18 protein-coding genes are annotated in these 26,044 nt (G+C 40.0%); 9 read left to right on the top strand and 9 right to left on the bottom strand.

What is annotated here, in order from left to right:
* Positions 1-751 precede the first annotated feature (751 nt).
* Together GYK50_RS05655 and GYK50_RS05650 are read left to right on the top strand one after the other, a co-directional pair.
* Positions 752-1,237 carry a hypothetical protein gene (locus GYK50_RS05655; RefSeq protein ID WP_199508191.1) on the top strand — a complete coding sequence of 162 codons (486 nt, stop codon included), beginning with the start codon at positions 752-754 and terminating at the stop codon, positions 1,235-1,237.
* Positions 1,238-1,306: 69 nt separating this feature from the next.
* Positions 1,307-1,672, top strand: coding sequence for a hypothetical protein (locus tag GYK50_RS05650; protein ID WP_212564425.1), 366 nt, complete (start codon positions 1,307-1,309; stop codon positions 1,670-1,672).
* Here GYK50_RS05650 and GYK50_RS05645 read toward each other — a convergent pair.
* The 4 genes from GYK50_RS05645 to GYK50_RS05630 form a co-directional block, all read right to left on the bottom strand.
* The gene (locus tag GYK50_RS05645; protein ID WP_186475459.1) at positions 1,630-2,154 is read right to left on the bottom strand and encodes an IS630 family transposase; all 525 of its coding nucleotides are present in this window, start codon (positions 2,152-2,154) and stop codon (positions 1,630-1,632) included. The two genes, GYK50_RS05650 and GYK50_RS05645, sit on opposite strands and share 43 nt — an antisense overlap.
* Positions 2,129-2,479, bottom strand: coding sequence for an IS630 transposase-related protein (locus tag GYK50_RS05640; protein WP_186474644.1), 351 nt, complete (start codon positions 2,477-2,479; stop codon positions 2,129-2,131). Before GYK50_RS05640 ends, GYK50_RS05645 begins: the two co-directional genes overlap by 26 nt.
* Positions 2,480-3,154: 675 nt before the next feature.
* Positions 3,155-4,273, bottom strand: coding sequence for a 5-methylcytosine-specific restriction endonuclease system specificity protein McrC (gene mcrC, locus GYK50_RS05635; protein ID WP_212564424.1), 1,119 nt, complete (start codon positions 4,271-4,273; stop codon positions 3,155-3,157).
* Positions 4,263-6,713, bottom strand: a complete 2,451-nt coding sequence (locus GYK50_RS05630) for an AAA family ATPase (protein ID WP_212564423.1) — start codon at positions 6,711-6,713, stop codon at positions 4,263-4,265. Before GYK50_RS05630 ends, mcrC begins: the two co-directional genes overlap by 11 nt.
* Before the next feature lie 182 nt (positions 6,714-6,895).
* Here GYK50_RS05630 and GYK50_RS05625 point away from each other — a divergent pair, with 182 nt between their 5' ends.
* Positions 6,896-7,126 carry a hypothetical protein gene (locus GYK50_RS05625; protein ID WP_212564422.1) on the top strand — a complete coding sequence of 77 codons (231 nt, stop codon included), beginning with the start codon at positions 6,896-6,898 and terminating at the stop codon, positions 7,124-7,126.
* Here GYK50_RS05625 and GYK50_RS05620 read toward each other — a convergent pair.
* The 5 genes from GYK50_RS05620 to zorA all read right to left on the bottom strand — a co-directional run bounded on the left by GYK50_RS05620 (position 7,088) and on the right by zorA (position 15,593).
* Positions 7,088-8,293, bottom strand: coding sequence for a hypothetical protein (locus tag GYK50_RS05620; protein WP_212564421.1), 1,206 nt, complete (start codon positions 8,291-8,293; stop codon positions 7,088-7,090). The two genes, GYK50_RS05625 and GYK50_RS05620, sit on opposite strands and share 39 nt — an antisense overlap.
* Before the next feature lie 116 nt (positions 8,294-8,409).
* A complete protein-coding gene (locus GYK50_RS05615; protein ID WP_212564420.1) occupies positions 8,410-11,649 on the bottom strand; it encodes a DEAD/DEAH box helicase in 3,240 nt (1,079 codons plus the stop codon).
* Positions 11,650-11,667: 18 nt separating this feature from the next.
* On the bottom strand, positions 11,668-12,765 hold the full coding sequence (locus GYK50_RS05610; protein ID WP_212564419.1) for an EH signature domain-containing protein: 1,098 nt from the start codon (positions 12,763-12,765) through the stop codon (positions 11,668-11,670).
* Between the two features lie 5 nt (positions 12,766-12,770).
* Positions 12,771-13,505 (bottom strand): type I Zorya anti-phage system protein ZorB1, encoded by a 735-nt coding sequence (gene zorB1 / locus GYK50_RS05605; protein ID WP_212564418.1) that lies wholly within the window; start codon positions 13,503-13,505, stop codon positions 12,771-12,773.
* A gap of 18 nt (positions 13,506-13,523) precedes the next feature.
* Positions 13,524-15,593: an anti-phage ZorAB system protein ZorA gene (zorA, locus tag GYK50_RS05600; RefSeq protein ID WP_212564417.1), complete on the bottom strand. Its 2,070-nt coding sequence runs from the start codon at positions 15,591-15,593 to the stop codon at positions 13,524-13,526.
* Positions 15,594-16,131: 538 nt separating this feature from the next.
* Between zorA and GYK50_RS05595 the strand changes: the two genes are divergently transcribed.
* The 6 genes from GYK50_RS05595 (at position 16,132) to GYK50_RS05570 (ending at position 26,040) form a co-directional block, all read left to right on the top strand.
* The gene (locus GYK50_RS05595; RefSeq protein ID WP_212564416.1) at positions 16,132-18,921 is read left to right on the top strand and encodes a class I SAM-dependent DNA methyltransferase; all 2,790 of its coding nucleotides are present in this window, start codon (positions 16,132-16,134) and stop codon (positions 18,919-18,921) included.
* A 62-nt stretch (positions 18,922-18,983) separates the two neighbouring features.
* Positions 18,984-19,598, top strand: coding sequence for a hypothetical protein (locus tag GYK50_RS05590; RefSeq protein WP_212564415.1), 615 nt, complete (start codon positions 18,984-18,986; stop codon positions 19,596-19,598).
* Positions 19,599-19,681: 83 nt separating this feature from the next.
* Positions 19,682-21,883, top strand: a complete 2,202-nt coding sequence (locus GYK50_RS05585; RefSeq protein ID WP_212564414.1) for a DEAD/DEAH box helicase — start codon at positions 19,682-19,684, stop codon at positions 21,881-21,883.
* Positions 21,837-23,228: a GIY-YIG nuclease family protein gene (locus tag GYK50_RS05580; RefSeq protein WP_212564413.1), complete on the top strand. Its 1,392-nt coding sequence runs from the start codon at positions 21,837-21,839 to the stop codon at positions 23,226-23,228. Before GYK50_RS05585 ends, GYK50_RS05580 begins: the two co-directional genes overlap by 47 nt.
* Before the next feature lie 308 nt (positions 23,229-23,536).
* Complete coding sequence (locus tag GYK50_RS05575) at positions 23,537-24,997, top strand: DUF3375 domain-containing protein (protein WP_212564412.1); 1,461 nt, start codon at positions 23,537-23,539, stop codon at positions 24,995-24,997.
* Positions 24,998-25,062: 65 nt separating this feature from the next.
* On the top strand, positions 25,063-26,040 hold the full coding sequence (locus GYK50_RS05570) for a DUF4194 domain-containing protein (RefSeq protein ID WP_212564411.1): 978 nt from the start codon (positions 25,063-25,065) through the stop codon (positions 26,038-26,040).
* Positions 26,041-26,044: the final 4 nt, after the last annotated feature.

Below are 26,044 nucleotides of genomic sequence, written 5' to 3'. Positions count from 1 at the left end.
GCTGTTAATATCGGGGTTTCCATATTAATGTAGGTAGCCTCGGGTTCAAATATCTGCTAAACAAATAAAGACTTCTCAGCATAGCGATGTATAAGCAAATTACTTTTGCCTAGGACTATAAGTTTTTTTATTGGCTTAAGATTAATATTTTTCATGTTTTATAATTAAATAGTGATTATAATTCATTTTTTCCAGTAATGACTTGGGTGTTAAACGCTTTAATGTTTTGGGGCTCAAAATTGGATAATGGTTATGGATTTTAAATCTTTCAGATTATTTTAAGCACAAAAAACCTATTAAAGCCACAATTAACATAGCTTTAATAGGTCATTATTTTGTAGGATTTTACTAGATGATGAGCTCAAAGATGGGGTCTTGGGGTTTGAATTTTTACTTTAGTATTTTTATTCTTAACCTCTTAAGCTCTGAAACCGACTAATAGCCTTAACTATAGTCGATACACTCTAAAAATGTCATCGCGCTACTGGGATGCTATTTTTAAACGTAGGTTGCGCAGCCTCTGGGAACGCAGCATGCAAGTAAAATTTATACCAGTAGCGCGTTTAAATCCATAACAGTTTTACATTCATCTAACTATACTAAAAACGGGGATATGCTTTAGAAGTTCAAATTCGATTAGCAACCGTTCGTCAGTTAAGAAAATAACCGGTATTTTAGACGCTATAATCAACTCATCAGCAAGGCACTCATTTACTTTGTCTGAAATTAAAACTCACAAAAGGATATATTTATGAAGCTAACAAAAATACTGATGATTACTCCATTATTATTACTTTCTATTAACGCTATTGCTAGCATGGGTGATGTTAATGGTAGTACCAAATGCACCACCGTTGATTCTATTAGTAAAAAGAAGGCTATCGTAAAAGCTTGTACTTACGATGGCGCAGTAGGAGGAAGTATGAGTTATGCAATTAGCCAACTAAATTTTAAACTGCCTAATGGTAGTACTTATCGTACCGTCAATAATGCTACGTTTGATTTTGATAAAAACGGAAACCTCCAAAATTTAAAAGAAATTATTTCAGTAAATGGTAAAGCAGCAGAAATTGTAAATTTACATCATAAAACATTTAAAAAAATCTCTGACAAAGAAATAGAAAACCGTTATGAAAAGAAAAGTCCTAACTTTTCTGATGTTTTACAATGTTTCAAATACATCAAAAAAGACACTGCTTTCTGCGTACCTTATGAATTTATTAGCAGCATCTCATAACAAGTATTTGAATATAATACGTTCTTTACTCTGTACTTTAACTACCAACATTTATCTACTGGAGCAATTATGAAATCCATATCTATAACTTATTTGGCCTTATTAGCGACTGCATCTCTACTATCTACTACTACTCTAGCCGCCCCCATCTCTTCTAAAAATATAAGCAGCTACAAAAGCAATGATATGGTTCATGTGTTTGGCTGGATGGAAGATGCTTGTTCTGGTGAAAAGCCACCTTATAAAAAGATTGCTGCTAAAGACACAGCATTTACAGACAGCATCAGAGGCCAAAAAGCTTATGACAATTTCGTAAAGCCAAAAGCGCAGTGGTTATCAGAATATCGAAATATGATAAAAGATGTGAAAATGAAAAAAGGTGAACCATATAGTCAGTTCAAAATAAAATTGTTATGGTTAGGACAAACATCATAAAACAACTTGGATAAGTCGTTTTCCAACCAGCCTTGGCGTAGAAACTTTACTTGTGCCCATTTCTTTTCAATAGGGTTCAAATCAGGGCTGTACGGTGGCAGCCATAGAATACGATGACCATGCCTATTCAGTAGCTTTTGAATGCGCTTCTTCTTATGAAATCGAGCGTTATCCATCACAATCACGCATTTGGTTTTAAGACTTGGGATTAGGGTTTGTTTGCACCAGTTGTAGAATATGCTGCTGTTAATGTTGTGCTTAAAGTAATCTAGTGCAAACAGCATCTTTTCATAGAGAGCACCGATAACGTTGGTTCGCTTTTTACCTTGCCAGTTGTAGCTATCGATACAGGGTTTACCAATCGGTGCATAACCATGAGAGCGAATGGTTTCAGCCTCAAAGCCGCTTTCGTCCATATATACAATGGGGTAGCCTTGCTGCTTAAAGTGCTCAAGCTTATTCTGATACGCCGCTCTTTTGATTGGACAGGCTTTTGGATGTTCTAAAGTCTTTTTTTTGACTGATGCCTAGGCGCTTTAGGGCATGATGAATGCCTGTTTTACTACAGTTTAGACGACGAGCTCGCTCATACTGGTAATCATCGGGATACTCTTTGACATCATTAAGTAGCACATCATCTGGTATTTTATAGGGCTTGGTTTGCCTGGTTGTTTTACTATGAACACGCCGCTTCCAGTTCTGTATGGTGGTTGGGCTCAGATTATAAGACTCAGCCGCCTCGGCAAAGGTCATACCCTCGTCTAAGCTTTTTAGTACCTGTTTGCGAAAATCTAGTGAGTAAGTCATGGTCTTTATAATAACAATTGGATTTGATAATTAATTTATAACACTTTTAGGTGGAATTGACTATACACTGAATACCGGGTAATTTTTAATAAAGGCGTTACCTACCGCAGTCAGCCTCTAGAGGAGTATATATTCAGCTTTATACCTGAATCATCAGGGGGTGAAACTGTTTTAAAGTTTGCATCGACTGCGACTGTACCTACCATTATGCCGAATTTTCAAACTCGAACCATGGAATACTGGGGTGAAATGGAAAAAAGAGGGGCTGAATACGACTCTAAAAATAAAACGGTCACCTGCGAGTTTTGGTAAATAGGATTTTTGAGTAATGACCTTTGCTGTCAAATCAGTAGACATTAACTTGGGAGATTATAATTTTAAGAAATTTTGATCTGCAGTTTATTTTTATTAAGGTATAGTTTTAAAATTAATATCGATAGCGAAGAATTATTCAATGCTAGAGTAGACCAAATATTAATTTAAACTATACCTTAGCAGGGGGCATATACCCCAAAAACCATGGTGTCCAAAATATCAATAACATCTCCATATACCATGGATTTATTTACTCTGATGAGTCTAAAAACCCCTACATACTATTACTTGTATAGCATGAAAGGCTGAGGTATGAAATCCGATTTTCTCAGGTGATGTTGTTAATATTGGGGTTTGAGTTTAATTAATTCTGATGACTTTTAACAACTGCTCTCGAATTCCCACAGCAGATGTTGCCAGATTCACAGTAGAAAATTGAATTTTATGGTTATCAATAACAACATACTCATTCACATCTTCCCCTATCGAAGGATGAATAAATAGACCACTAGCATTCTCATTAAGAGGGTCATTACTGTCCTCTTGAGATCTTAGGTAGGAATACATCTGATACAGGTATCCACTTCTTAATGTTTCATCTCGATACCATCCATCTGTTGTTATAGAGTTGAACTTAGTATCGATAACGATGCGATGTGCTGATTCAATATTATCAATGATGATATCCGTCTTCATATTAGGAAGGATATTATCCATACCTAAGCTTTTATCACTTATTTGCCACTTAAGCACTTTCCCCGAGCTTACTCTATAACATTGATTTGACAGAACCGTAGCATAAAATCCAGCTACCCCTTTTTCAAAGAGTTTGCGCAGCCACGGTAGATTGTCTCTCTGTGCTGAAGACAACTGCCTTGTACCTTTAGATTCTGTTGGTAAGGCCAGATTAAACGCCAGATGTGCAGCCGTTACCATTGGCTTATCTTCAGCATCATGTCTCCCAAACCTATCCACTGATACCTCACTACGACTGGGGCGTGTTTGACTGACACCCATTCGTCTTAGACGTATATCTAGCGATCGACACCAATGAGCCAAATCTTTACGTTTAACAACTTTAGAGATAGCCTCAAGAGCCGCTCGGACATATCTATTACGCGGCGTATCAATAGTTAGCTCATCAAAGCGGCAGGCGACCCTACCCTGCTCAAGCAACCTGCCTCTTTCAGTACCTATAAGGTCTATTCTGCCACGTACACGACTGAGCACAGCATCACGAGACTGATAGCTATAACTTAGGTTACGCTGAATGCGATGTTCGACCCGTCGACAAAACATTTCGGCGATTAAGTCTGGAATATCATCAGGGTTCTCTTCGACTTCAATATTCGCAGCATCAAGCTCTCTATAGATATCGGACGCATAGAGCATAAGAAGCCAAAGATTACGAACAGGTATCTTGCCTATATAGTTAACGTCATCAGAGGACTCTATAGCTATGTCTTCTTTAACTGGCATATACTTGCAAGCCTTCAGTCAGTCGCTTTTGGGCTTTTCGAGATTTCTCAAGATCATCGAACCAATACTCATCCAGCAAAGGACCTATCTCTGTTTCTACCACTTCAACGAACCACTCTTTAGCATCTGTGATATTCATACCAACGGCTGGCGTGACATAACTATGACCTATTTGAAATTGAGCGCCAAGACTAGGATCTTTAGTAATCTCATCATTCAAAGCACTAATTCGCTGCTCAATGTTATCTAAGAATTCTGAGTCAATACCATTCTTATCTCTTACCCAATCACGCCAGGCTTTACCAAGTATCGGTTCAAGATCGATAAAGGCAAAACGACGACGCAAGGCCAGATCAACCAATGCAAGCGAGCGGTCAGCAATATTCATTGTGCCGATGACATATAAATTACTAGGTATATAAATACGTTCACCAGCAGTTTTTCTATAAGACAGTTCTAACGCTTCATCTGGCGATCTTTTATCGGCCTCAAGTAACGTGAGCATCTCACCAAATACTTGAGCCGGATTGCCTCGGTTAATCTCTTCGATGACGATGACATATTTTGACTCAGGATCATCTATGGCAGTTTTAATCACTTCCATAAAAGGACCATCTACCAATGTCAGCTTGCCCTCGCCTGATGGACGCCACCCGCGAATAAAATCTTCATAGGATAGGTTTGGATGAAACTGCACAGCTCTTATCTTACTGTCGTCACGTTGGCCAATTAACGCAAAGGCCAGTCTTTTTGCAAGCCAAGTCTTACCGGTGCCGGGAGGACCTTGTAGAATGATGTTTTTCTTAGCTTGAAGACGCTTAAGTACCATCTCAATCTTAGGTTGAGGTAAAAAACATCCGTCAGCTGTAATATCATCAATAGAGTAGCTGTCAGGAGCTACCAGTGTATCAGTCTCAGAATCTGTTTCGACATCAAGATCATTGACCAGACCCTCACTTAGTAAGCGATATACTCCCTTACCAAGTGACTTCATTTCTCCATCTTTGACCATTTTGTTTAATAGGTATTTAACACCTCCGACTACATCTTTACGATCAGGGTATCTTTCTTTAATATCATCAGTAAATCTTTCTAAAAACTCATCTATCGTAAATTCATAAGACTGCTTTTCATCACAAAGCTGTTTTACTTGAGAAGGAATCATCTCTTTCCAATTTCTCTTGATTGATTTCTCCGAACTATCTGGCTGATACTTATATGCTGCAAGTGAGAGCTCTGGAAAAGAGTGTACAGGATAGCTGTCTTCTTGAAAGCGAGCTTCTATACTATTCATCAACTCTAAATAATCAGCAGAACTACAACGTTTATTAGAACCAGTGCTATTAATCTCAATGTTGAGTTTTCTGTTAATATAGTTCTTGGATTGACTGTCTAAAGTTAAGAAGCTCCAGGGGCGAATCCAATAAAGCCCCATAGTGAGGTTCCAAGCCACACCATAGATACCCATTGCCTTGTCATAAGCATCGGCAAAGCGGGCAGAGACTTCTTCACCTTCACCTCCATCTTCTAAATCTGCAAATGAAATGCCACGTGCAAAGACATCCCATAGATTATCTATATCGTCTGACTGACGCTTATAGCTATAGCCAAAAAACCAGGTTGACTGATTATTGACGAGAGGAATGCCATCAAACGACTTTGGAACTGGCTCTAACACTCCAATCAAATCAGCTAACTCTTTAGCAATGATTTTTCGGTTTTCATCAGTCAGACCACGATTAAAGATAGCGAAGACTGTAAATGGGCATATATCTTTTAATGGGCCTCCTACAATACCCTCTTCATACTGATCATTAAGAACAGACATAGCGTCTACTTTTTCAGAGATCTTATGAATACCGGCTATCAGTTCATCGCGGCGATAGCGAAAGACAAGAAGTTTATCCGCAAACTCTTCATAAAACCTTGTCCAGCCAAAAGAAGAATTTTCTTCCATATTATCTCCAAACCTTTCACGCCAATATGGATCGTTGCGAAACATGTCAATATCCTGAGCTTTGCCATGAAATGCGAAATCTATTAAACCAACTCTTATCGCCATTTCAGGAACAACCCTCCAAACTGTATTGCGACTGGTGAAAAAATACCACTCCCTTACAGTAGTCTCTTTATCCCAGTCTACTTTAAGGGTTTTACCATCTCCTAGGTTTTCTATTACGGTACCTATCGCTTTGATTGCCATCACAGAAACAGTATGACCTCGATTATCAAAAGGCAACCCTCTTTTTCGAGTATAAGCTGACTTGATAGCAATTTTTTCACCAGCCTTTATAGACTTTATTGAGTCAATCGGTTTGGCTTTAGGGTGTAACTCCCAAATACCTTCTTCAATAAATCGCTCAGTATGGTCTTTACCATCGTATATAGAACCAACAAACCAATATGATTTAGAACTATCTATTTCTGAATTTTGACTCATTTATTCACCTCTATTTAAACTTCATCACTTTATTATAAAGAATTGAACTGGTTTGTATGTTTTTTAACCAAAATACCCACTTTTGGTGGAGATTAAACTGTTTTTGAACGTTACTCTATTAATCATAGTCAGTAAGCAAATGGCTATGGAATCTAAACTTAATATTTAATGGAGTAACAACTATGAGAGTTTATATGAGTAATGGCGGACAAGGTGCTGGCTGGCCAAGTACAACGGGCAACCCCTCAGGCGGTGGTCGGGATAACAACCCACCAAGTAAGTCAACTAACAAGAAGGTAATTACAATGTCTAAGAATACAAAACCTCGTCCTCAATATCCAAAAAACAAACCTAGTATGCAACCGTTTGAGAAGTCAGGCAAAGGACGTAGCAATAAACAAACGTCTAAATAGTGCACAGTCTCTTTTTTCATTCCAAGTCATGCGCTTAATGGGCATGGCTTGCTTTATTAAATACTGTGGCCACTGAATGCGTTCCGCGCTTATATTTTTATCTATCCTTAACTCATAATAGTCTGTTATTGATTCCCATAGCCCATAATAATCGTCATAGGTCACACAACTTTGCTCTTTATTTGCTTTGTTGCTTTTATCCGTATGCTCATAAATGTTTTGAAAAAAAGCATAGATGAACCATATGATGGCTTCCGCACTAGGCTGTAGTCCTTTTAGATGATTGATATCCTCAGTCTTTATGTACTTAATAAATGATTGTTGCCAATTCATCAGAATTTCATTGGTTTCATCTTTTGCCGAATCCCTCATACCAACTAGCCAAAAGACGTCTTCAAGACTGAGCCAATTTCGTTTACTGTCGCGTTCGCTTTTTTTATAGATGAACTCATCTAGCCTGCCTTCCTCATCTTCTACCTTCCAATCGATCTTATCTCGAATACCATACAAGCTTGTAGGCATTGTCTTGTGCTTCTGAAAATACAAGACAGTTAGTAATAAATGAATAAATGATCGAGAGGTACAGGTAAAAGGGCTGCCATTGTGATTGATTAAGTGATAGTTGTCTTGTGCATGGTTATACTGCCATTTATCTGGGTCTAAATTTTGCATGAATAACCAGCCTAGACTGATCGGTGCAACTTTTTCTGAATAGGCTGCATGATGAACACAAGCATCGAGATGTGCGATAAAACTCAAAACTAAGTGCAGATAAAACGATTCTGCTGACATGTTAGTATTTAGCTCACTATCTTCGTACCCAAACGTCTCAAACATATAGTTTTTAAAGTCTATGATAAGCTGATCATGTAGTCTCTGACTTAAGCATGCGTCTATAACCCTTGTATGTGTTAATAACTCAGTAGCCGTTTCAGCACCAAATGAGCGTAATAGACCTTCATAAGGATGATTGGATAATTCGCCTTTTTCAAGCTTGATATCATTCATACCAATATGTGAGTATGTCTGCGTAGTTGCCAATTCACTAAAAACATGAGCGAACTGAATTTTCTGCCTATAAGGTTTTTTAGATATATTTTTAGTTGCTTGTTTGATAAGACGGTTGCCCTCGGGCAACCCTTTCATCAATAAGTAAGTTGGCAGCATATTATATGCATAACGCTGCTTTTCATCGTCGGTGTCATAAACATTAGTACTATTGTCTAGCATAGCTAACACCTCTCATTGTAGGGGTTAAGTACTTTTCCTCATAAGCGCTCAACTCAATAAACCGACTGAATCAGCTCTTGTGTGATCTCAGTGTTTGGTTCTAACATATCGTCAGCAAGACGACGCTTACTAGATAACAGCTTGTCCAGTTTAATTTCAAAGGTCTCGAAATCTTGTGCTGCAATAGACGGATAGTACACATAGACCTCTTTATCTTGTCCAATGCGATATGCCCTATCTGTCGCCTGGTCTTCTTTAGCAGGGTTCCAGCTCCGTGTATAATGAATCACATGATTCGCCTTTTGGATATTCACCCCGAAGCCAACAGCTACCGTGGATAAGATAATCGCATTAAACCCTTCTATTTCTTGAAACTTATCAATAGTTGCCTGCCGAGTTAACCCTTTTTTACTGTCGGTATTTGTGTCGCCGTTTACAGTCGTCACATTTAAACCATATCGCTCAAGTAAAAGGCGTTTTATAAATACTTGAATGTCTCTAAACTCAGTAAAAATAATAACCTTCTCATTTTTTTGTTTTATGAGCTCTAAAGTCTCTATTAGCCATATAGCTTTAGGCGAGTCATTGATCGTTGCTTGCTGATGTAGCTTTAAGGGATGGGCACAAACCATCCGCATATCATGCAGCGCTTTTAACATCACGCCCTTATTACCTTGCTCAGATAGACTCTGAGTGTCATTAGATACTTGCTTATATAACGTGCGTTGTAACTGTGAAATTGTAATATCCTTACAGTCATCAACCTCGTGCTTTGCGGGCAACTCAGCGACATCGTGTTTCATACGTCTCAATACTTGCGGCTCAATCAATTGACGAAGATGGTTTATTATTGCGCCATTCTCATCCTCTTTTCTCTCAATAGGACGGCGGTACTCTTTGTTAAACTCAGTTAAAGAGCCGAGCAAGTTTTCTTGTATAAAATCAAATAAGCACCACAGATCTACTAGTGAGTTTTCTACAGGTGTACCGGTACAGGCAATCTTAAAGTCAGCTTTTTGTGCTTTAGCAGCTTTTGTCACCATCGCCGTAGGCACTTTAATTTTTTGTGCCTCATCGCAGACCATAACGCTCCAGTCCACCCTCCCTAAGGAGAACTCAAGATCTCGCATGGTTTCATAAGTGGTGAGCACAATATCTGCACCGCCCAACCAATTATCTTCAAGTAGCTTTGTAATGCCATAATCATCTCTTAATTGAGAAGATATTAAGTGCTTAGGTATTTTTCGCTGTTTTAAATTATCACCATATAGACTCAACACTTTGCCAAACTTGGCACTAAAAAATCGATTGATTTCAGATTCCCAGTTTTCTAGCAACGACACTGGCGCTACCACTAACGCAGGTTTTTTATCTTCTGCTGTTTCTAGAATTTCTCCGATAAAACAAAGTAACTGCAGCGTTTTTCCTAGCCCCATATCATCGGCTAGCAAGCAACCACTCACCTGCATCGGCGCATACTGATATAGATTTTGTAGCCAAGCAACACCATACTCTTGATGCTTTTTTAAACTGAACTCTTGATCTCTAAAGCTTGATGGTAATCTCGCTGCTGGGAAGTTTTTTTCATTAAGGCTTAGGACTTCAGCTCGCTGCTTAGTAAAATCAGCCTCATCAATATTATTGGCAATCAATAAGGTGGACTTTTTCTTTTTTTCTGACTCCTCTGGTTTCTCTTGCTCGGTATTACTCTTAGCTGCATTCTCATTTTTTGAATCATAAAGCTCATTTAGCAAGCGCTTTGCTTCGTCTAATGAAATAGATATATTGCTCTCTGGATGTTGTACAAAGCCTGATCCTTCTAATTCTGCCTGCTTAATGTGCTGCTTAAGTCGTTCAGTAGTAGTCTCAATATCATTGTCAGCAGTCAGCTGAGATAAAGTAGCAGACTCTTCAATAAGGTTCTGTGGCAACCATTTTGACTCGCCACTGTCCTTTTGGATGGCTTCAGAACTCAGCTTTTCAGCTTCCCCAATCCCTATTACTCGATCGCTATAATTATTTAAATCCAGTACGTTTTTAGCTTGTAAATCATCTTCATACTGCTGAATATTTTCTAGATCATTTTTAAGCGCGGCTACTTGATCATCTAAATAGCTGGTTCTATCGATGTTATAGCCCGCCCATAGAAAAATAGGAGATTTTTTCTCATAAGCAGCTATAAAATGCTTAGCCTGCACTACATTGGAGAGCGCTAATAAAATAGGATCTGCTTCTCGATCTGAGTTTTCATGCAGTGTCAGCTGAGCTGAAATAAAATATGATGATTCATCGTAAGCTTTATCTATACTCATACGATAGCTATAGATTTCTGCGTCTTCTTTTGATTGCTCGAAACTCTCTGAAGATATGACTTCAACTGCGTCATCACCTAACTGAGAAAAAGGGTTATGCAAAAAAGTCTGTGCACGCTCACCAGCGATGCGCCGATTGGGCATTTTTTTGATTTCACTGAGTACGCTTTTGACTTGTGGCTCGATGATGACATGCGCAAGGCCGCCTTCTGGCAAGCTGATTGTATATTCACTTTGAACGTCATTATAGCTATCGAAAGTTTGCAGCCAGTTTGCAGGTGCGTCTTTAAAGTCAGGCTGTACTTCAACTATCGATTCTGTGCTCACTAAGTTTTTACGAAGATTAAGTTGCAGCTCTTCTGGGGCGAGTACGATAGTTTTACGTAAAAACTCATCTAAATTGGCTTCACTTTTATTTGCTAGACTACGTATCTGTGCCCAATACTTTTGATTTAATGCTTTGTTCTTATCCGTAATACGAGAGAATGCTTTAATCTTTTCAACCAGTTTCCAGGCCGACTCATTTAATAAATATTCTTTGCCAGCAATACTAACAATAGCGCCTTCTCGTTTGACCGACCCTTTAAACTTAATCTTATTTTTATCACACCAGCCGTCAAGAATGATTTGGAAATCTTTGTCACTTAGACCCTTTTCACTACGGATGACCGGATATAATTCACTTGATGGTGGCAAGTTAAGCCATTCAATGGCATTACTGTCTATAGTATGTTCAGGGTCTTGCTGTATCTCAAAAAGCGCTTCCCATGGCAGTACATAGCCATCATCTGACTGATAAGCGAGCTCTTCATCTGCCAAGCTCTCCCAATAAAAGTCGGCATCTGTTTTGGCTACCGATTTATAGTTATGCTTTAAACCAATATCATCATATTGTAATGGCGCAGGCTCGACACTATTGACTACAGTTTCTGATATTGGAGTCTGCTTGTTTTTATTTCTTTTCCAAAATGCTAATTTCATTAAAGATACTCTATAGTTTTAATCCGGAAATATTCCTAATTCTTGCAGTCTGCGATCGAAGGATTTCTCCCAAGCTCCTTGATGTGATAAGTAAAACTGAGCCTGAGAAGTTGACTTTAAGCTAGTAATCTCTACTTTACCTGTTTTTCCCTGAAAAGGAGGGTACGGAAGCTTACGATAAAAGTAGGTCGCATTATTCATTTCAGAGAACTCTACTATATAGAACCCCCCTATTTTTATCATAAAAGCGTTTGCAGCATTGCTTTTACCAACAATCCTTTTAAATCGCCCAGCATTATTTCTCTTAAACTCTGCTTGTTGCGCTGTTGGATAACGTTCAAGTAGCGCTGTTAAGATGTCTTTGGTATAGATTGGGTTTTGTTCTAATAAACGCAGAAAGCGAGGGATGGCTTCGAGGTAATCGTCCTCTCTCATCGTTTTAACCGACTTGATAGATGAGCTTACTAAACTATCCCAAAACCAACTATTCGGTGCGATACTTAGGCTTTCTAGCTGATTGCTTACTCTGTCCTTATCGCTATTATGTAAAAAATTACGAATAAACTTTTTGGAAGGGTCTGCTGATAGTAGTTCAGGATGGTCAGTTAACGTCGTCAGCCATTTTTTGGGCCGTGTGGTGGTTTGAAATAGAGAGGAGCGGTTGTTACTCAAAATGTTTTTGAGCTCAAGCCAGTTGTTAGGGCGTTTATTGATCTCATCTTGTTCTACTGCAAAATAACTATAAAGCAAAGGGAAATAAACAGCCTTAAGTAATGCAGGCTGCATGTTCTTAAACTGATTAATTAGTTTACTACCCACAAAAGTAAATAAAATTTTATCCTCATAATGCGGCAATTTTTTGCTCAGTGACCATGCAAGATTCTTCCAGTCACGTTTGGTCAGATAGTCTATGCCAGACTTTTCTAACTTTTTAATAGAATTGATAATCTTTTCTTCAATAGGCTGAGCATTTTCCATATCATCAAACCTACGCTCAATGATATCTAAGGTTTTTATCAATTTATGCGGTCTAGCAAATTTGTTTTGTGCTTGAGCAGGCTCAGAGAACCTCTCGACGCTCACGTTTAGTCTTTGTTTTAAATAAGCGATACTCATCACATCTACCTTGGCAACTGACAGCTTTCAACAGAAACGGTATCAAAGGTGGGTTGATCCTCGATATCTTCTTGCTCTTTTAAGCCATAAAACTGCATTCGTAGCTCGACACGTCGTGAGGCTTCTTTACTGTCTTTTGCCGCATTAAACGACACCCCACCCGCTAAAAACAACTGCTTAATTTGACTCTCTTGCGCAGCTGTTAAATTAAGCTCTGGGTTAAATTTTGGGTCGAGCAAACTACACATGACCCATTCTGAACGCCGCAAGCTTAGATTTAGGTTATATAAATATGAGCCGTCCGTATCGGTAAAGCCTTCAATCACGATTTGTTTAAACCATTTTTCGCCATTTTTACTATTAGCGGCATTTAAAACAACAGGGACTAATGCACTTAACGCTTTTATACCTTCTGAACTAAGCCTATAGTCGTTATGACCAAAACGACCCGCTTCACCGAAATTAATACGATTCTCTTTACAGTCTACGGTAACGAGTTGATCTTTTAAGGTAGGGTCATCTTTGATACTGGTACAGATATCTAAAATCTCCGAGCTACGCTCTTTCTCTGCTTGTGTGGCTTCATTGATTTTTTTGGTCACTACCATCAAGGACACCGCCATGACCACCAAAAACAAGGTCATAAGCGCAGTCATTAAGTCAGCAAATGATATCCAAAAGGGCTTTTCTCCCTCATCTTTTGGACGATGCTTTTTTGCGTACCTATTATTACCAAACATTAGCGATACACTCCAAAATTAGCGTCTGACTTTCTGGGTAAGATCTTCAAGATCTTCTACCACGTTACCTAGTCCCTCAACGCCTGTTGCGAGGCGTTTGACAGCTTGATCAAGGGTATTATCAAAAGACACTAAGGATTGGTTTAGGCTGCTTTCAACAGAGCTGCCAAAGCTATCAAAGCTTTTCACCAACACATCGCTGACCTCTGTTAGATACTCTTGCATCTCTTCCTTCACTTGATTAAGCGCGGTTGTCATGCCTTGCATATCATTAAGCATTTGACTGCTCATGCCTGCCTCAGATTTTGATTGCTGAATGAGACCCTCGAGTGTTTTGATGGCAAGATTAACGCTATTTTGAGAGTTCTTATAATCTCTGACCAACTCAATCAAATTGCTGCTGGCGTTAGTCATGTTGGTTGAGGTGGTATTAACCTGTGCAATAAGTTCTGAGGATTTTTCAGTAACCGTACTCAGCGAACTACCCGCTGTCGTAAACTGCTCGGACGCTCTGCGCATTTTTTCTGCGCCCTCGTTCATACCAGTGATACTGTCTGTAGTGACTTTAGACAGTTTCTGGATGTTCTCTTTATGCATTTGAACGGCGTCTTGGCTGTGCGCTATCAGCTCTTTAATCTCGCCACCTAAGTTATCAATGAGCGTTGTTGACTGCTCATGAAGTTTTTGTTGGTTGTCTGATATTAGGCGATCTTGCTCGATACGCTGCTCGGCAACATTTCCAAGCAGACCTGACATGGCGGTACCCAAATCTGAGACAAGCTCTGACATCTTAATATTTAGCTGTTCTGCAGCTTGTAATCCTTGCTCACTCATCTTGGCGGAACCTGTAGATAGGTTTTCTACCATATCGTTCATTTGAGCTGCCATCTCATTTTGCTTTTGCTGGATACTCTCCATCATGTTTGTCATTTGCGTCTCTAGCGTCTTCGTTGATGTTTCACTATTGACTTGCATATCTGTAATGAGCTGAGAAAACCCTGACTGCATCTCACGCATGGCGGTGACAGACTGCGTCATCATCTCACTCATGCCATTCATTTGACTGCCAAATGTCGTTTCAAGCTTACTCATAAAGGCAGTTAACACATCGGTCATCAGCTCCTGTACTGCTGAACCTTGATCGCCACTAACTTGCTGCACGCTAGAGGCAATCTTATCTAATGGGCCTTGTAAGTTGTCAGTGATAGACTCGCCTATTTGAGTTGCCATCGACTGACTGGTTTGTGCATAAGACTCACTCAAATGAGTCGCAAAAGCTGTCTGATTCTTTTTATTCTCATCAACCAGATTGGTCATCATGACCTTTAGCTCATTTACTAGACTGTCTTTGAGCTGGCGAGCATTGGCTTCGTTTGCTTGCGACGATTTTAATAGTTTGGCTAAATATTCCTCACCGCTGTCATCAGGAATAAAGGCATTATCAATAGCTGTGTTTAACCGCTGTAATTGCGCGTAGCACTGTCTCAGCCATGACTTTTCACGCCATGTGATAAGCATAGCGACCAGAATAGCCAATCCAGACGCCATGAATGCCTCAGCAACGCCAGTCAGTAGCAGATTTAGACTGTCTTGAACCGTGTCAGGACTGCCAGCAGGATCAAAGGCTAGTAGACCGATGAGCAAACCTACAAAGGTAACAATAATACCGACACCTGTAATCATGCCGGGCAAATGCTTATAAAACTCTACCTTTAATGGTACATCTACGACGATGGATTCTGTAAAAAACGCTTCACTTGGTACGGTTGCATGTGAGTGAACAACCCTATCTTCCCCATCTACAGTCTCATAAGTATCATGGAAGGTTTTTTTGTAGTTCGACCAAGCCTGTTTCAACGACGTATGACTACTAAATTTCTCATCTAAGGAGTTTTTATTGACCCCCGACGTGTCATCAACCGCCTCTAGTTCCTGAATTAACTGCAGTAGCTTGTTGTTTAGCGATTTAGCCGGTTTAGTATAATTCAAACGAAAGATTATGCTGACGATTACAACAAAAACAAAGATTACTGCTGGGAATACAAAATACTCTTGCGAGACTTGCGCCACGTTTAGCCAAAAATCCATCGATACCGTCCACCTTATTAACAATTACATACTGTAACTAATAAAAATACGATAGTAACATAAACAAATGATTAGAAAATGACTGACAAACTATATTTAGAAAATAACAGGCAATTACCGGAGTTTAAAACCACGCTAGATAAAGTGGTAGAAACCATATTTAAGAGTTTCTATAAACTTTAAATACATTTAATTATTAGAATTACCAGGCTTATTACGCAAGTCGCTCAGTTCAGTTCGAACGTCAACTATCCCTTCAGCTTTACGATGCTTAGCGCTAGCAAAATTAACAATGATATGTAATGCTTCTCCATAGCAACCATGCTGTGCCCATCCAATACGGATTGCATCACCATGAAAATAGTCACTAACTATCATCAATAAGCCCTACTAATAAACTTTTGTTTTATAAAAAACAAGTAATAATGCGCTATATCGTTCCATTTAGAGCAACTAAGCCTTTAAATATTATGAGATAGCGCTATAATTGCACATTAGCCTACTTTTTTATATTAGTAAATCATCTATAGAGACAACCATGGCATTCAACCAAACCCAGTTTTTTGAAGATTTAGAAAAATTAACCACTAAAGTCATTGATAAGAATAAGAAAGAAGACTTTATCTTTGATTTCCTAACGCTGCTAGATGTCTCAAAATCTACTATTACATCACTCAAAAAAAATGACGGTCGTTTTAACGTCGCAGCCAATCCTGAAGCTGGCGAGGTTGCCAATAAGCAGCGCATTTACTTTAAGCCTATCGATGCAGGCCAAGACCTTGCTAAAGCGCTAAGTGAGGTGGTAAGCAGCCCAATTATTAGTCAGCACAAAATCCGCATGGTGATGGTGACGGATTTTAACACCGTACTGATTAATGACACCAAGTATGATGAGACGCTTGATTGCGACTTTGCCGACCTATATAAAAACTACCATTTCTTATTACCATTTGCCGGCCTAGAGCGTGCCCGTGAGTACTCAGAGCACCCAGCCGATGTGCAGGCGTCAGAGAAAATGGGGCGTTTGTTTGACCATATCCGCAAGCTCAATGAGTTTAATACTGCTGATGACTTACATGCGCTTAATATATTTTTGACGAGACTACTGTTCTGCTTTTATGCCGAAGATACGGGTATCTTTAAGCCAGATCAGTTCCATGATGTGATCGATGGCACTACCAATATAGACGGTAGCGATGTCGATAGCGTCTTATATGAGCTGTTTGACATTCTCAACTTACCTGAGTCCAGCTCCGAGCGTGATACCAAGCCCACCCACCTAAGCGCCTTCCCGTACGTCAACGGTAGCTTGTTTGAATATCCCTTTGCCATCCCGGAGTTTGATGCACGTACCCGCCGTATCTTGTTAGAGTGTGCACGTTTGAGCTGGGCCGAGATTAACCCCGATATTTTTGGCTCGATGTTTCAAGCGGTAATCGACCCTGAGCAGCGTGGCAGCTTAGGACAGCATTACACCAGCGTTAGCAATATTATGAAGGTCATACAGCCATTATTCTTAGATGAGCTACATGAAGAGCTAGACGCGGTGAGAGCATTAAGTTATGACAATCGCCATAAGAATAACAAAGCCGAGCGTTTAGATGCCCTGCTTGAGCGTATCAGCCAAATCAAAGTATTTGACCCAGCGTGTGGATCAGGCAACTTCTTGATCATTGCTTATAAAGAGTTACGCAAACTAGAAATCGATATATTAAAAGCACAACGTGACTTACTAGGCTCGAAAGACAACTTGTTAGGTCTAGGCTTTCAAAGCGCGATCAGCTTAGATAGCTTATACGGTATCGAGTATGATGACTTTGCCAGTCAAATAGCGCGTTTGTCACTTTGGCTCGCTGAACATCAGATGAATGTGTTGTTTGAGCAAGAATTCGGTGCATCTCAGCCAATGCTGCCACTCAAAGACAGCGGTCACATTGTTTATGGCAATAGCTTACGTATCGACTGGAATGAGGTCTGTCCAAATAATGGCAGTGATGAGATTTATATTATTGGTAATCCGCCGTTTGGGGGCTCAGGCAATCGTACAGATGAACAGACAGAGGATATGACGCGAGTATTTAAAGGGTTCAAAAAGTTTAAATTCCTCGATTATGTGACTTCTTGGTTTTGGAAGGGCTCACAATATATTGCCAACTCTAATGCTGAGCTTGCCTTGGTATCAACTAACTCTATTGCTCAGGGTGAGCAAGTAGCGATGCTGTTCCCTTATATTTTTGAACTAGGCATTCATATTAGCTTTGCTTATCAAACATTCCCATGGCGCAACAGTGCCAAGCATAATGCTGCTGTACATGTAGTCATAATTGGACTATCGACAATACCAAGTAAAGCAAAAACTATATATAAATATATAGATAAGATTTGGCATACAGAAGTTGTCCCTAATATTAGCCCCTACTTAGTGGCTAGTTCAAACGCCACTGTAGAAAGTCGCAGCACTCCAATACATAATGGCTCAAAGCTAGTTTTAGGAAATGTACCAAGAGATTTCGGGCAACTAATACTTTCTGATTCTGAAAAAACTGATTTGTTACAATCATTCCCTGAGTTAAAAAAATGGGTGAAAAAAATACTAGGTGCAGATGAGTACTTGAATGCTAAAGAAAGGTGGTGTCTTTGGTTTAATACGGCTAGTCAAGAAGATCTAGAGCACCTAAAAAACCACACTGCCCTCACTGAAAGGTTTCACATAGTTAGAACTATGAGAAAAAATAGCAGCAGAAGCGGCACTAGAAAAGTATCGAAAACTCCGCATTTATTTTCAGAAATAAGACAGCCTTTATCTGGTAATTACATTTTAATCCCGAGAGTTTCATCAGAAAGACGACGTTATGTGCCAATAGGTTTTTTGGAGCATGACATTATCTCAAGCGATGCTAACCAGATCATTCCAAACGGTACATTATACGACTTTGCTATTCTTACATCTATTATTCATAACGACTGGATGCGATTAGTCGCGGGACGCTTGAAAAGCGATTATAGATATTCAGGCACTATCGTTTATAACACCTTCCCCTTCCCTGATGCCACAGACGAGCAGAAAAAGCACATTGAAAATCTCGCAGAAGAAATCCTACTCGCCCGCGCCAGTAACGCTGGCATGAGTTTGGCAGAGCTATACGATCCCGATAAGATGCCTGATGATTTAAAGCAAGCACATAGCACGCTCGACGATGCGGTGGACAAGCTGTACCGTCCGCAAGGATTTGCCAATACCGAGGAGCGCTTGGCGCATTTGCTGGCACGCTATGAGCAGCTTATCGAAGCAGAAAAACAGAGCAAGGTTAAAAAGAAAGCTAAGTAGCTTATTTGGCATCAATATCCATACCAAAACAACATCAACCCCCTTATAAAGAGCATTCTATTATGATTTCCAAAATCTTACCAAGCGTAGCCTTTACTACACTACTCGTATTTTCTATGGGTCAAGCATCAGCCGCGTCGCAAAGCGATCTCATATCGCTAAAAGGTAAAAATGGTCAAGACCTTCCTGAAGGCGATATGTTTATATTGTTTGCTTGGATGGAGGATGGCTGTATTGGAGATGGGCCCGTTTATAGCTCTATCAATGAAAATCATAATAAATTTATTAGTAGATCAATGAGGATGAAGACGCTTGCAGAACCGAATGAAAATGATGAGATATATGAGTTTTCTATAACTCCACGCTCTCAATGGAGCCCTGGTTATAGTCCACTGATGAAGGATGTGAGTATGCATACCAATCTTGAATATACTGAATACCATATTAAGTTTGCAAATGGCGTTAAATATCGCGAGCAACCTATAACAGAATATCACTATAAGTTCAGACCCGAGTCAGAAGGCGGTGCACACGTGCTGAATTTTGCCAAGAATGCAGACATGCAAAGCGTGTGGAAGCATTTCAAAACACGTCAGACATCACACTGGATGGACGGTGTCTTTGATCAAAAGGCTGAGTTTAATCCTAATGATAATACGATAACTTGTGTTTATTAGTTTCACACTATTGCTATGACAAATGAGCTTTATTGTTACGACGCTACAGACTTACAAGTATCTCTACCTATGATGAATCGACTATGACTGCTACTGTTAATATCCTAAATCAAAATTACGCCCGCACGGGTCAAAGTAAAAAGAACAACGAGCTTGGCATGCGCGAAATGCAGGCGCGTGCATTCGAGAAGCGTCATAGCCAGTATTTGCTGATTAAGTCGCCGCCGGCCTCTGGTAAGTCACGTGCCATGATGTTTTTGGCACTCGACAAGCTTATCAATCAAGGTATCAAAAAGGTCATCATTGCCGTCCCAGAGATGAGTATCGGTAAATCCTTTAAATCAACAGCGCTCAGTGACTATGGTTTTTTTGCTGATTGGGAAGTGGCCGATCGTTATAACTTATGCTTAAGTCTCGCCCAAAGTGATACGCGCAAGACTGCGATATTCTCAGAGTTTATTACCCAAGATGTAGATGACAGCGCCTTACCCCAAGTATTAGTCTGCACCCATCATAGCTTTCGATATGGTTTTGACAAAGTGATTGAAGATGGCGGCGACATCTCACTATTTAATGACGTGCTGATCGGTATTGATGAGTTCCATCACGTGTCAGCGGATGACTCTAACCGCTTGGGTGCCATACTCGATGGCATTATGACACGGACTAGCGCGCATATTGTGGCAATGACCGGCTCCTATTTCCGTGGCGACTCCGTGCCCATCTTATCCGATAGCGATGAAGAAAAGTTTGATAAGGTGACTTATACCTACTATGAACAGCTAAACGGTTATGAACACTTAAAGTCATTGGGACTTGGCTATCACTTTTATAAAAAGTCCTTCTTTGATGCCTTAGATGAATGCTTGGACACTAGTAAAAAGACCATTATTCATATCCCGAACGTCAATAGCTTAACTGCTGAGACAGACAAGTATGAGACCGTTGGCCGTATCATAGATGTCATTGGTGAAGTTGAGTCTCGTGATGATATTACTGGTGTTATGACAATACGCGCACATGACGGTAAGCAATTGCTACTCGCAGACCTAGTGACTGATGATGCTATGCGGGCGAACACTCAGGCTTATTTAGCTGATATTACCTCTCGCGATCAGATGGATATCATTATTGCTCTTGGCATGGCAAAAGAAGGCTTTGACTGGGAGTATTGCGAACATGTATTGACCATTGGCTATCGAGGCTCGCTGACTGAAGTGGTGCAGATTATTGGCCGTTCAACACGAGATAGCGCGGGCAAACACCATGCTCAATTTACTAACCTAATCGCTGAACCAGAAGCAGATAAGTCTGAGGTGACAAGCTCTGTTAATGACTTATTAAAAGCCATTACTCTATCGCTACTGATGGAGCAAGTGCTCAAACCTAACATCAACTTTAAACGTCGTAGTGAGCTGGATATATTAGGCAAGGCCGACTTGCCGGCAGGTACCATTATCATTGACGATACAGTAAACCCGCCCTCCGATCGAGTCATGAAGATACTCAACCAAGACCGTGATGAGATATTGGCGCAGTTAGCCCAAAATACAGAGAACATAAAAAAGTATATCGCTGCTGAGACCAATAACGTAGAAACAGAAGCCGTATCAGATACCGTTATTCCAAGTATTATTCGTAGTAAGTATCCAGCTCTAGACACTGATGAGGTACGGCAAGTACAAGAAGGTGTCATGCAGTATATGGCTATTAACCGCCAAGGTGGCGTGGTTGAAGGTAAGGATATTCCTGAGGATGCGGTCATCGAAAATGAGCGTTTTTTTATTAAGCAAGGCACTGAATATGTCGATATCGCCACTCTAAACGCTGAACGGAAAGGTCAGCTCAATGAAAGTGACATTATTAAAGAGCGCCACCTGCCAGCTGATGCAAAAATTTATAACCCCAAAACTCAATCAAGCAGTAGCAACAACTCAAACCCTAGCAACGGCTTTGTGAAGGTTGGCAGTAAGTTCGTCAATGTAAACAACCTTCCTATCGATCTTGTGCGCTCCGTCAATCCCTTTCATGATGCGTATGAAGTTCTCTCTAGGACAGTGGACAAAGAAGTATTGCAAACCATTAATGACGTTGTGCATGCCAGCCGTTCTACTGTTACTGAGGAAGAAGCGGTTCTGATGTGGCCAAAGATCGTTGCATTTATGAAAAATAGAAATCGTCAACCTAGTAAAAACTCAGAGGACGCTATCGAGCGACGTATGGCTGAGGTTATCACTTATGTCAGAAACCAAAAAGCCAAGCGAGAAGCCAATAGTCATGATTAAACTCGATGAGATCTATCAAAGTCGTGAGTACAAAACGCTAGACGATATTTTTATCAATGACAGTACTGGCCTACTTGATGATGTTAAGCCTACTACCAAAAGCGCAGATACTAATAGTGTTTTAGCGCAGCAGTTTGACACTATCAACTTTTTTATCGATCAACAGGGACACGTGCCTAGTAGCAGTGCCAACGATATTAATGAAAAGATACAAGCTCGCCTGTTAGCGACTATACAAACCAACCACGCAGACTCGCAAGAACTGCTAGCTTTAGATAGACATGGTTTATTAACTGCTCAAAGTACGGCCTCTACCCTATCTGACGACAAACCGACCCTCTCAGACAAAAGTATAAGTAATAAGAATAATGAGTCTGAAAAGACAAATAGCGCTGGCACTGAAAAAGCTGAGCCGGTAGTTGAGGCTATTAGCGAGCCTCCTGTGATTAATAGTCTAGATGATATTTTTAACAGTGATGACCTAGGACTCTTTGATAACATTCACTCTGAGATCTTAGTCAATGACCATCAGAGCAATACACGTGCCAGCTATGATCAATATAATGACGAAGATATAGCCAGTCGGTTTGAATGTAAGGACTTTTATAAGTTTGAAGCGACGTTTGAGCGTATATCTAAAGCCATTCAAACAGGTGCTTTTACTAAAACTAACTTTTCATCAGTGAAAGATATCAATATTGGCAGCGTCTTTGTTTTAAACGGCATGCTTTGCTATGTGGCTAATATTTATAAAGCAGAGGCCAGAAAGAATACCCGTAGCCAAGAGAGATTACGCTTAATATTCTCTAATGGTACAGAGTCCAATATGCTCACACATTCATTGGCTACTGCTCAATATAAATACGAAAACAGCTACCAGTTATTAATCACTGATCCTGACTGGATGGACGATGAGCTCGCCAAAAACTTTGGGGACGAGCGACAACTTACCGGTGTCATTTATGTTGCTAAGCTGGCTGAGACCCCAAGTGATTTAGCGCACTATAAACATCTGCACAAAATTGGCTTCTCAACCCTTACAGGAGAAGCGCGTACTAAACACTCGATTAGGGATACCGCTTTCTTGCAACAGCCCGTAGATATCATAGCTGAATGGCAAGTCTATGATGCCAATGCTCGTAGTGTGGAAAGGGTCTTGCATGCCTTCTTCTATGATCAAAGAGTCAAAGTATCTTCAAAAGCAGCAGATAATAATCTTTACAAGGCGACAGAGTGGTTCAATGTTCCCCTTGATGAGATTGAAAAAGCCATTAACTTAGTTATCGCCGGGGACATTAAAAACTATCGCATGGATGGTGCGGCTGGCAAGGTGGTTATGAAGTGATGGGCGCTTGCAGCATTAACTTATATCCATATGTTTAAAAGTTATCAGATGTGATTACCTATAATATTACGGGTCTATAAATAGTATTTATAGAAATACTGATTATCAACCACAATATGAAAATACTATGGTGATAATTCATCTAAGCCTGTTTATATAAAGCTAGCACTACAACTTGCTAATCATAATATTTGTCAGGTGGCTTTGTGAAAATCGGGGTTTGATAATAATAAAAATAGACTGACAAGCATATTTGCCATATTAAATAAATTTGGGGTTAATTTCCTCTATCCGATAAGGAGTCTATTGTGAGTTTTCAAGGCCTATCTGCTAAGTATCGGCGCTTATATCAAGAGCATGCAGGATGGCGATTGATGCGAGCAGACAATGCACCGCACATAATGGCGTTTATCTCTGATCTATTCAGTGAACGTAGCGAAGTGCCCTATAACCGAGCTAAATTACTATTAGAGGCGCAAATTGAACACAGTCGTAATCTTGGTATTTGGGAAACCCAAACCAACGCTACTACTTACCTTAATCAATGGATAGCTCAGGGCTGGCTTCGTGAACTTGATGATCTATTGACCAAAACTGATGCAACAGAAATGGTGATACGCTTTTGTCATGGGCTAGAAGAACGTAGTATTGGTGTCAGTGCCTCACACTTGCGTATCGTACAAGAAGCTGTTCGAGATTTTGTGGTCGTTACCAATGAAGATACTGATAGCCGAGTTAAGTTACTTGAAGAAAAAAAAGCAGCCATTCAGCGTCAAATAGACGATTTGCAGGCAGGTGTGGTACATACGTTGAGCGACAATGAACAGCGTGAATATATCCGTGAAATATACCAGCTTGCGTCACAACTCACCGGTGATTTTAGGTTATTAGAAGAACAAATACGTAAGCTTGATAAAGACGTTCGCATACAGATGATCGACGACGCTACTTCAAGAGGCAATCTGCTAAATGAAGTTATGAAACAAGAAAATGTGTTATCAGAGACCGAAGCTGGCAGTGCTTTTGAAGGGTTTTTTCAACTATTATGTGATTACAACCGTGTCACAGAGTTTCGTGAGCAATTGCAGTATGTCTTACAAACACCTGCAGCAAAGCATTTAAGCTTACATCAACGTCAGTTTTTAGCGGATTTGATAGCAGAACTGAGCCGTGAGAGCGAAAGAGTACTTCGCATTCGCAGACGTACCGAACAAGAATTAAGAGCCTATATTGAAAGTGGCGCAATGAGCGAAAACCGTACCGTAGGCAAACTCATCAACAAGCTTGAGCAGTTGGCGGTAACCTTACGTAATAAAGAGTGCAACTTAAAATCAAACACCTCATTGTCATTGTCTGTGGGTAAGATTGAGTTGTCATCTCCAGACTCAATCAGACTAAAACAACCCGATGAGCGGCTACAAATGGGCCTCACAACACCTCATATTAATAGCCGTGAGCCAAGCGTCAAGATGCTTGCGAGTCTAAACTCAGTTAAAGTGCAAGAAGTGGCCATAAAAGTAAAGTCTATGCTCATGCAAAACAGTCCACAAACCATTTCTCAGCTTATTCATCAACTACCCATTAGTGAAGGGCTTGAAGAATTAGTTGCTTACATTCGTATTGCCCGTGCTGTAAAAGCTACTGAGCTTGCATCAGTGGAGGAAGTTATCATTAATGACAATCAAGGCAATATGTTACGTGCCAGCATACCAACAATGCTACTAACGCCTTCTTTATTCCCTGAAAATATTGAAGACTTATCGCTGTAACCATACCTTCTAATAAGACTAATTATAAAAAACTAATGACAACGGACTGAATATAGAGGATTAGAATGAGTGTATCCAATCATTTTTTTGACATGGTCATTGGTACCAACAGTGACACTGCCGTTAGTAGTAATCACGATAAGAAATCTACATCAGCGAGTAAGAACGAAACTATTAGTCCTGATAGCGAAAGTGTTAACGATGAGTCTGCGATTAAAAATACTATGCTAGACCCTATGCCTGGCGATGCCAGTCGCGTCTTAGTACATATCATGCGCCATGGGGTTATTTTTCATGCGCAAAAACCTAATTTATATCATTCATTATGCCGATATCAGTCGATGATTCAGCGCCATTTGTCTGAGGTCTACTTAACCTTAGTTTTAGATGAGCGGCAAGGTATTGCTTTTATTGCTCGTTCTGATAGTGAGACTGCAGGCAACAGCCAAGATAGCTTTGATTCAGCAAGTACAAGCCACCCTAAAGACCTGTTAGCAGATGAGCTTATAGATAGTAATGATGATGAGCACACTCACTCGCTGATTAGCAAACGCACACTGAGCTTATATGACACCTTGATATTGTTAATGTTGCGAAAATATTATCAAGAGCGCGAAACCAGTGGCGAACAAAAAATCATCATCGACATTGAACGCCTGTCATCGCTACTCATCCCTTTTTTACCATTAACTGATCATACCAGCCGAGATCTTAAAAAATTGAGCGCGCGACTCAAAGAGCTTAGCCGTCGCCATTTATTAAGTAGCATTCGCGGCAATGATGATCGTTACGAGATAACGCCTTTGATTCGTTATGTGGTCAGTGCTGATTTTTTAGAGAGTATGCTGGGTGAATATCTGCGCTTGGCACAAGGTACAACAAACACAGAAGTAGAATCACCTACTTTTGAAGATGACGATTTCGAAGATAACAAACATTCTCAGGATTACTCCTTAAACAATCAATCTACAAACAAAGTAAAATCCGAAAAAACTTCCAATAATCAATCTATAGATAATCAGTCCGATTTATTTGGCGAATGAGGAT

The sequence above is a fragment of the Psychrobacter pacificensis genome, from assembly GCF_018336615.1.
Lineage (GTDB): Bacteria > Pseudomonadota > Gammaproteobacteria > Pseudomonadales > Moraxellaceae > Psychrobacter > Psychrobacter pacificensis.
The sequence above is the reverse complement of the archived record's forward strand: the minus strand, read 5'-3'. Positions and strand labels throughout refer to the sequence as shown.

Excerpts from the sequence above, each read along its gene's own strand:
- GYK50_RS05655 (WP_199508191.1), top strand. The coding sequence starts at position 752 with ATGAAGCTAACAAAAATACTGATGATTACTCCATTATTATTACTTTCT.
- GYK50_RS05650 (WP_212564425.1), top strand. The coding sequence starts at position 1,307 with ATGAAATCCATATCTATAACTTATTTGGCCTTATTAGCGACTGCATCT.
- GYK50_RS05640 (WP_186474644.1), bottom strand. The coding sequence starts at position 2,479 with ATGACTTACTCACTAGATTTTCGCAAACAGGTACTAAAAAGCTTAGAC.
- mcrC (WP_212564424.1), bottom strand. The coding sequence starts at position 4,273 with ATGCCAGTTAAAGAAGACATAGCTATAGAGTCCTCTGATGACGTTAAC.
- GYK50_RS05630 (WP_212564423.1), bottom strand. The coding sequence starts at position 6,713 with ATGAGTCAAAATTCAGAAATAGATAGTTCTAAATCATATTGGTTTGTT.
- GYK50_RS05625 (WP_212564422.1), top strand. The coding sequence starts at position 6,896 with ATGAGAGTTTATATGAGTAATGGCGGACAAGGTGCTGGCTGGCCAAGT.
- GYK50_RS05620 (WP_212564421.1), bottom strand. The coding sequence starts at position 8,293 with ATGCTGCCAACTTACTTATTGATGAAAGGGTTGCCCGAGGGCAACCGT.
- GYK50_RS05615 (WP_212564420.1), bottom strand. The coding sequence starts at position 11,649 with ATGAAATTAGCATTTTGGAAAAGAAATAAAAACAAGCAGACTCCAATA.
- GYK50_RS05610 (WP_212564419.1), bottom strand. The coding sequence starts at position 12,765 with ATGAGTATCGCTTATTTAAAACAAAGACTAAACGTGAGCGTCGAGAGG.
- zorB1 (WP_212564418.1), bottom strand. The coding sequence starts at position 13,505 with ATGTTTGGTAATAATAGGTACGCAAAAAAGCATCGTCCAAAAGATGAG.
- zorA (WP_212564417.1), bottom strand. The coding sequence starts at position 15,593 with ATGGATTTTTGGCTAAACGTGGCGCAAGTCTCGCAAGAGTATTTTGTA.
- GYK50_RS05595 (WP_212564416.1), top strand. The coding sequence starts at position 16,132 with ATGGCATTCAACCAAACCCAGTTTTTTGAAGATTTAGAAAAATTAACC.
- GYK50_RS05590 (WP_212564415.1), top strand. The coding sequence starts at position 18,984 with ATGATTTCCAAAATCTTACCAAGCGTAGCCTTTACTACACTACTCGTA.
- GYK50_RS05585 (WP_212564414.1), top strand. The coding sequence starts at position 19,682 with ATGACTGCTACTGTTAATATCCTAAATCAAAATTACGCCCGCACGGGT.
- GYK50_RS05580 (WP_212564413.1), top strand. The coding sequence starts at position 21,837 with ATGTCAGAAACCAAAAAGCCAAGCGAGAAGCCAATAGTCATGATTAAA.
- GYK50_RS05570 (WP_212564411.1), top strand. The coding sequence starts at position 25,063 with ATGAGTGTATCCAATCATTTTTTTGACATGGTCATTGGTACCAACAGT.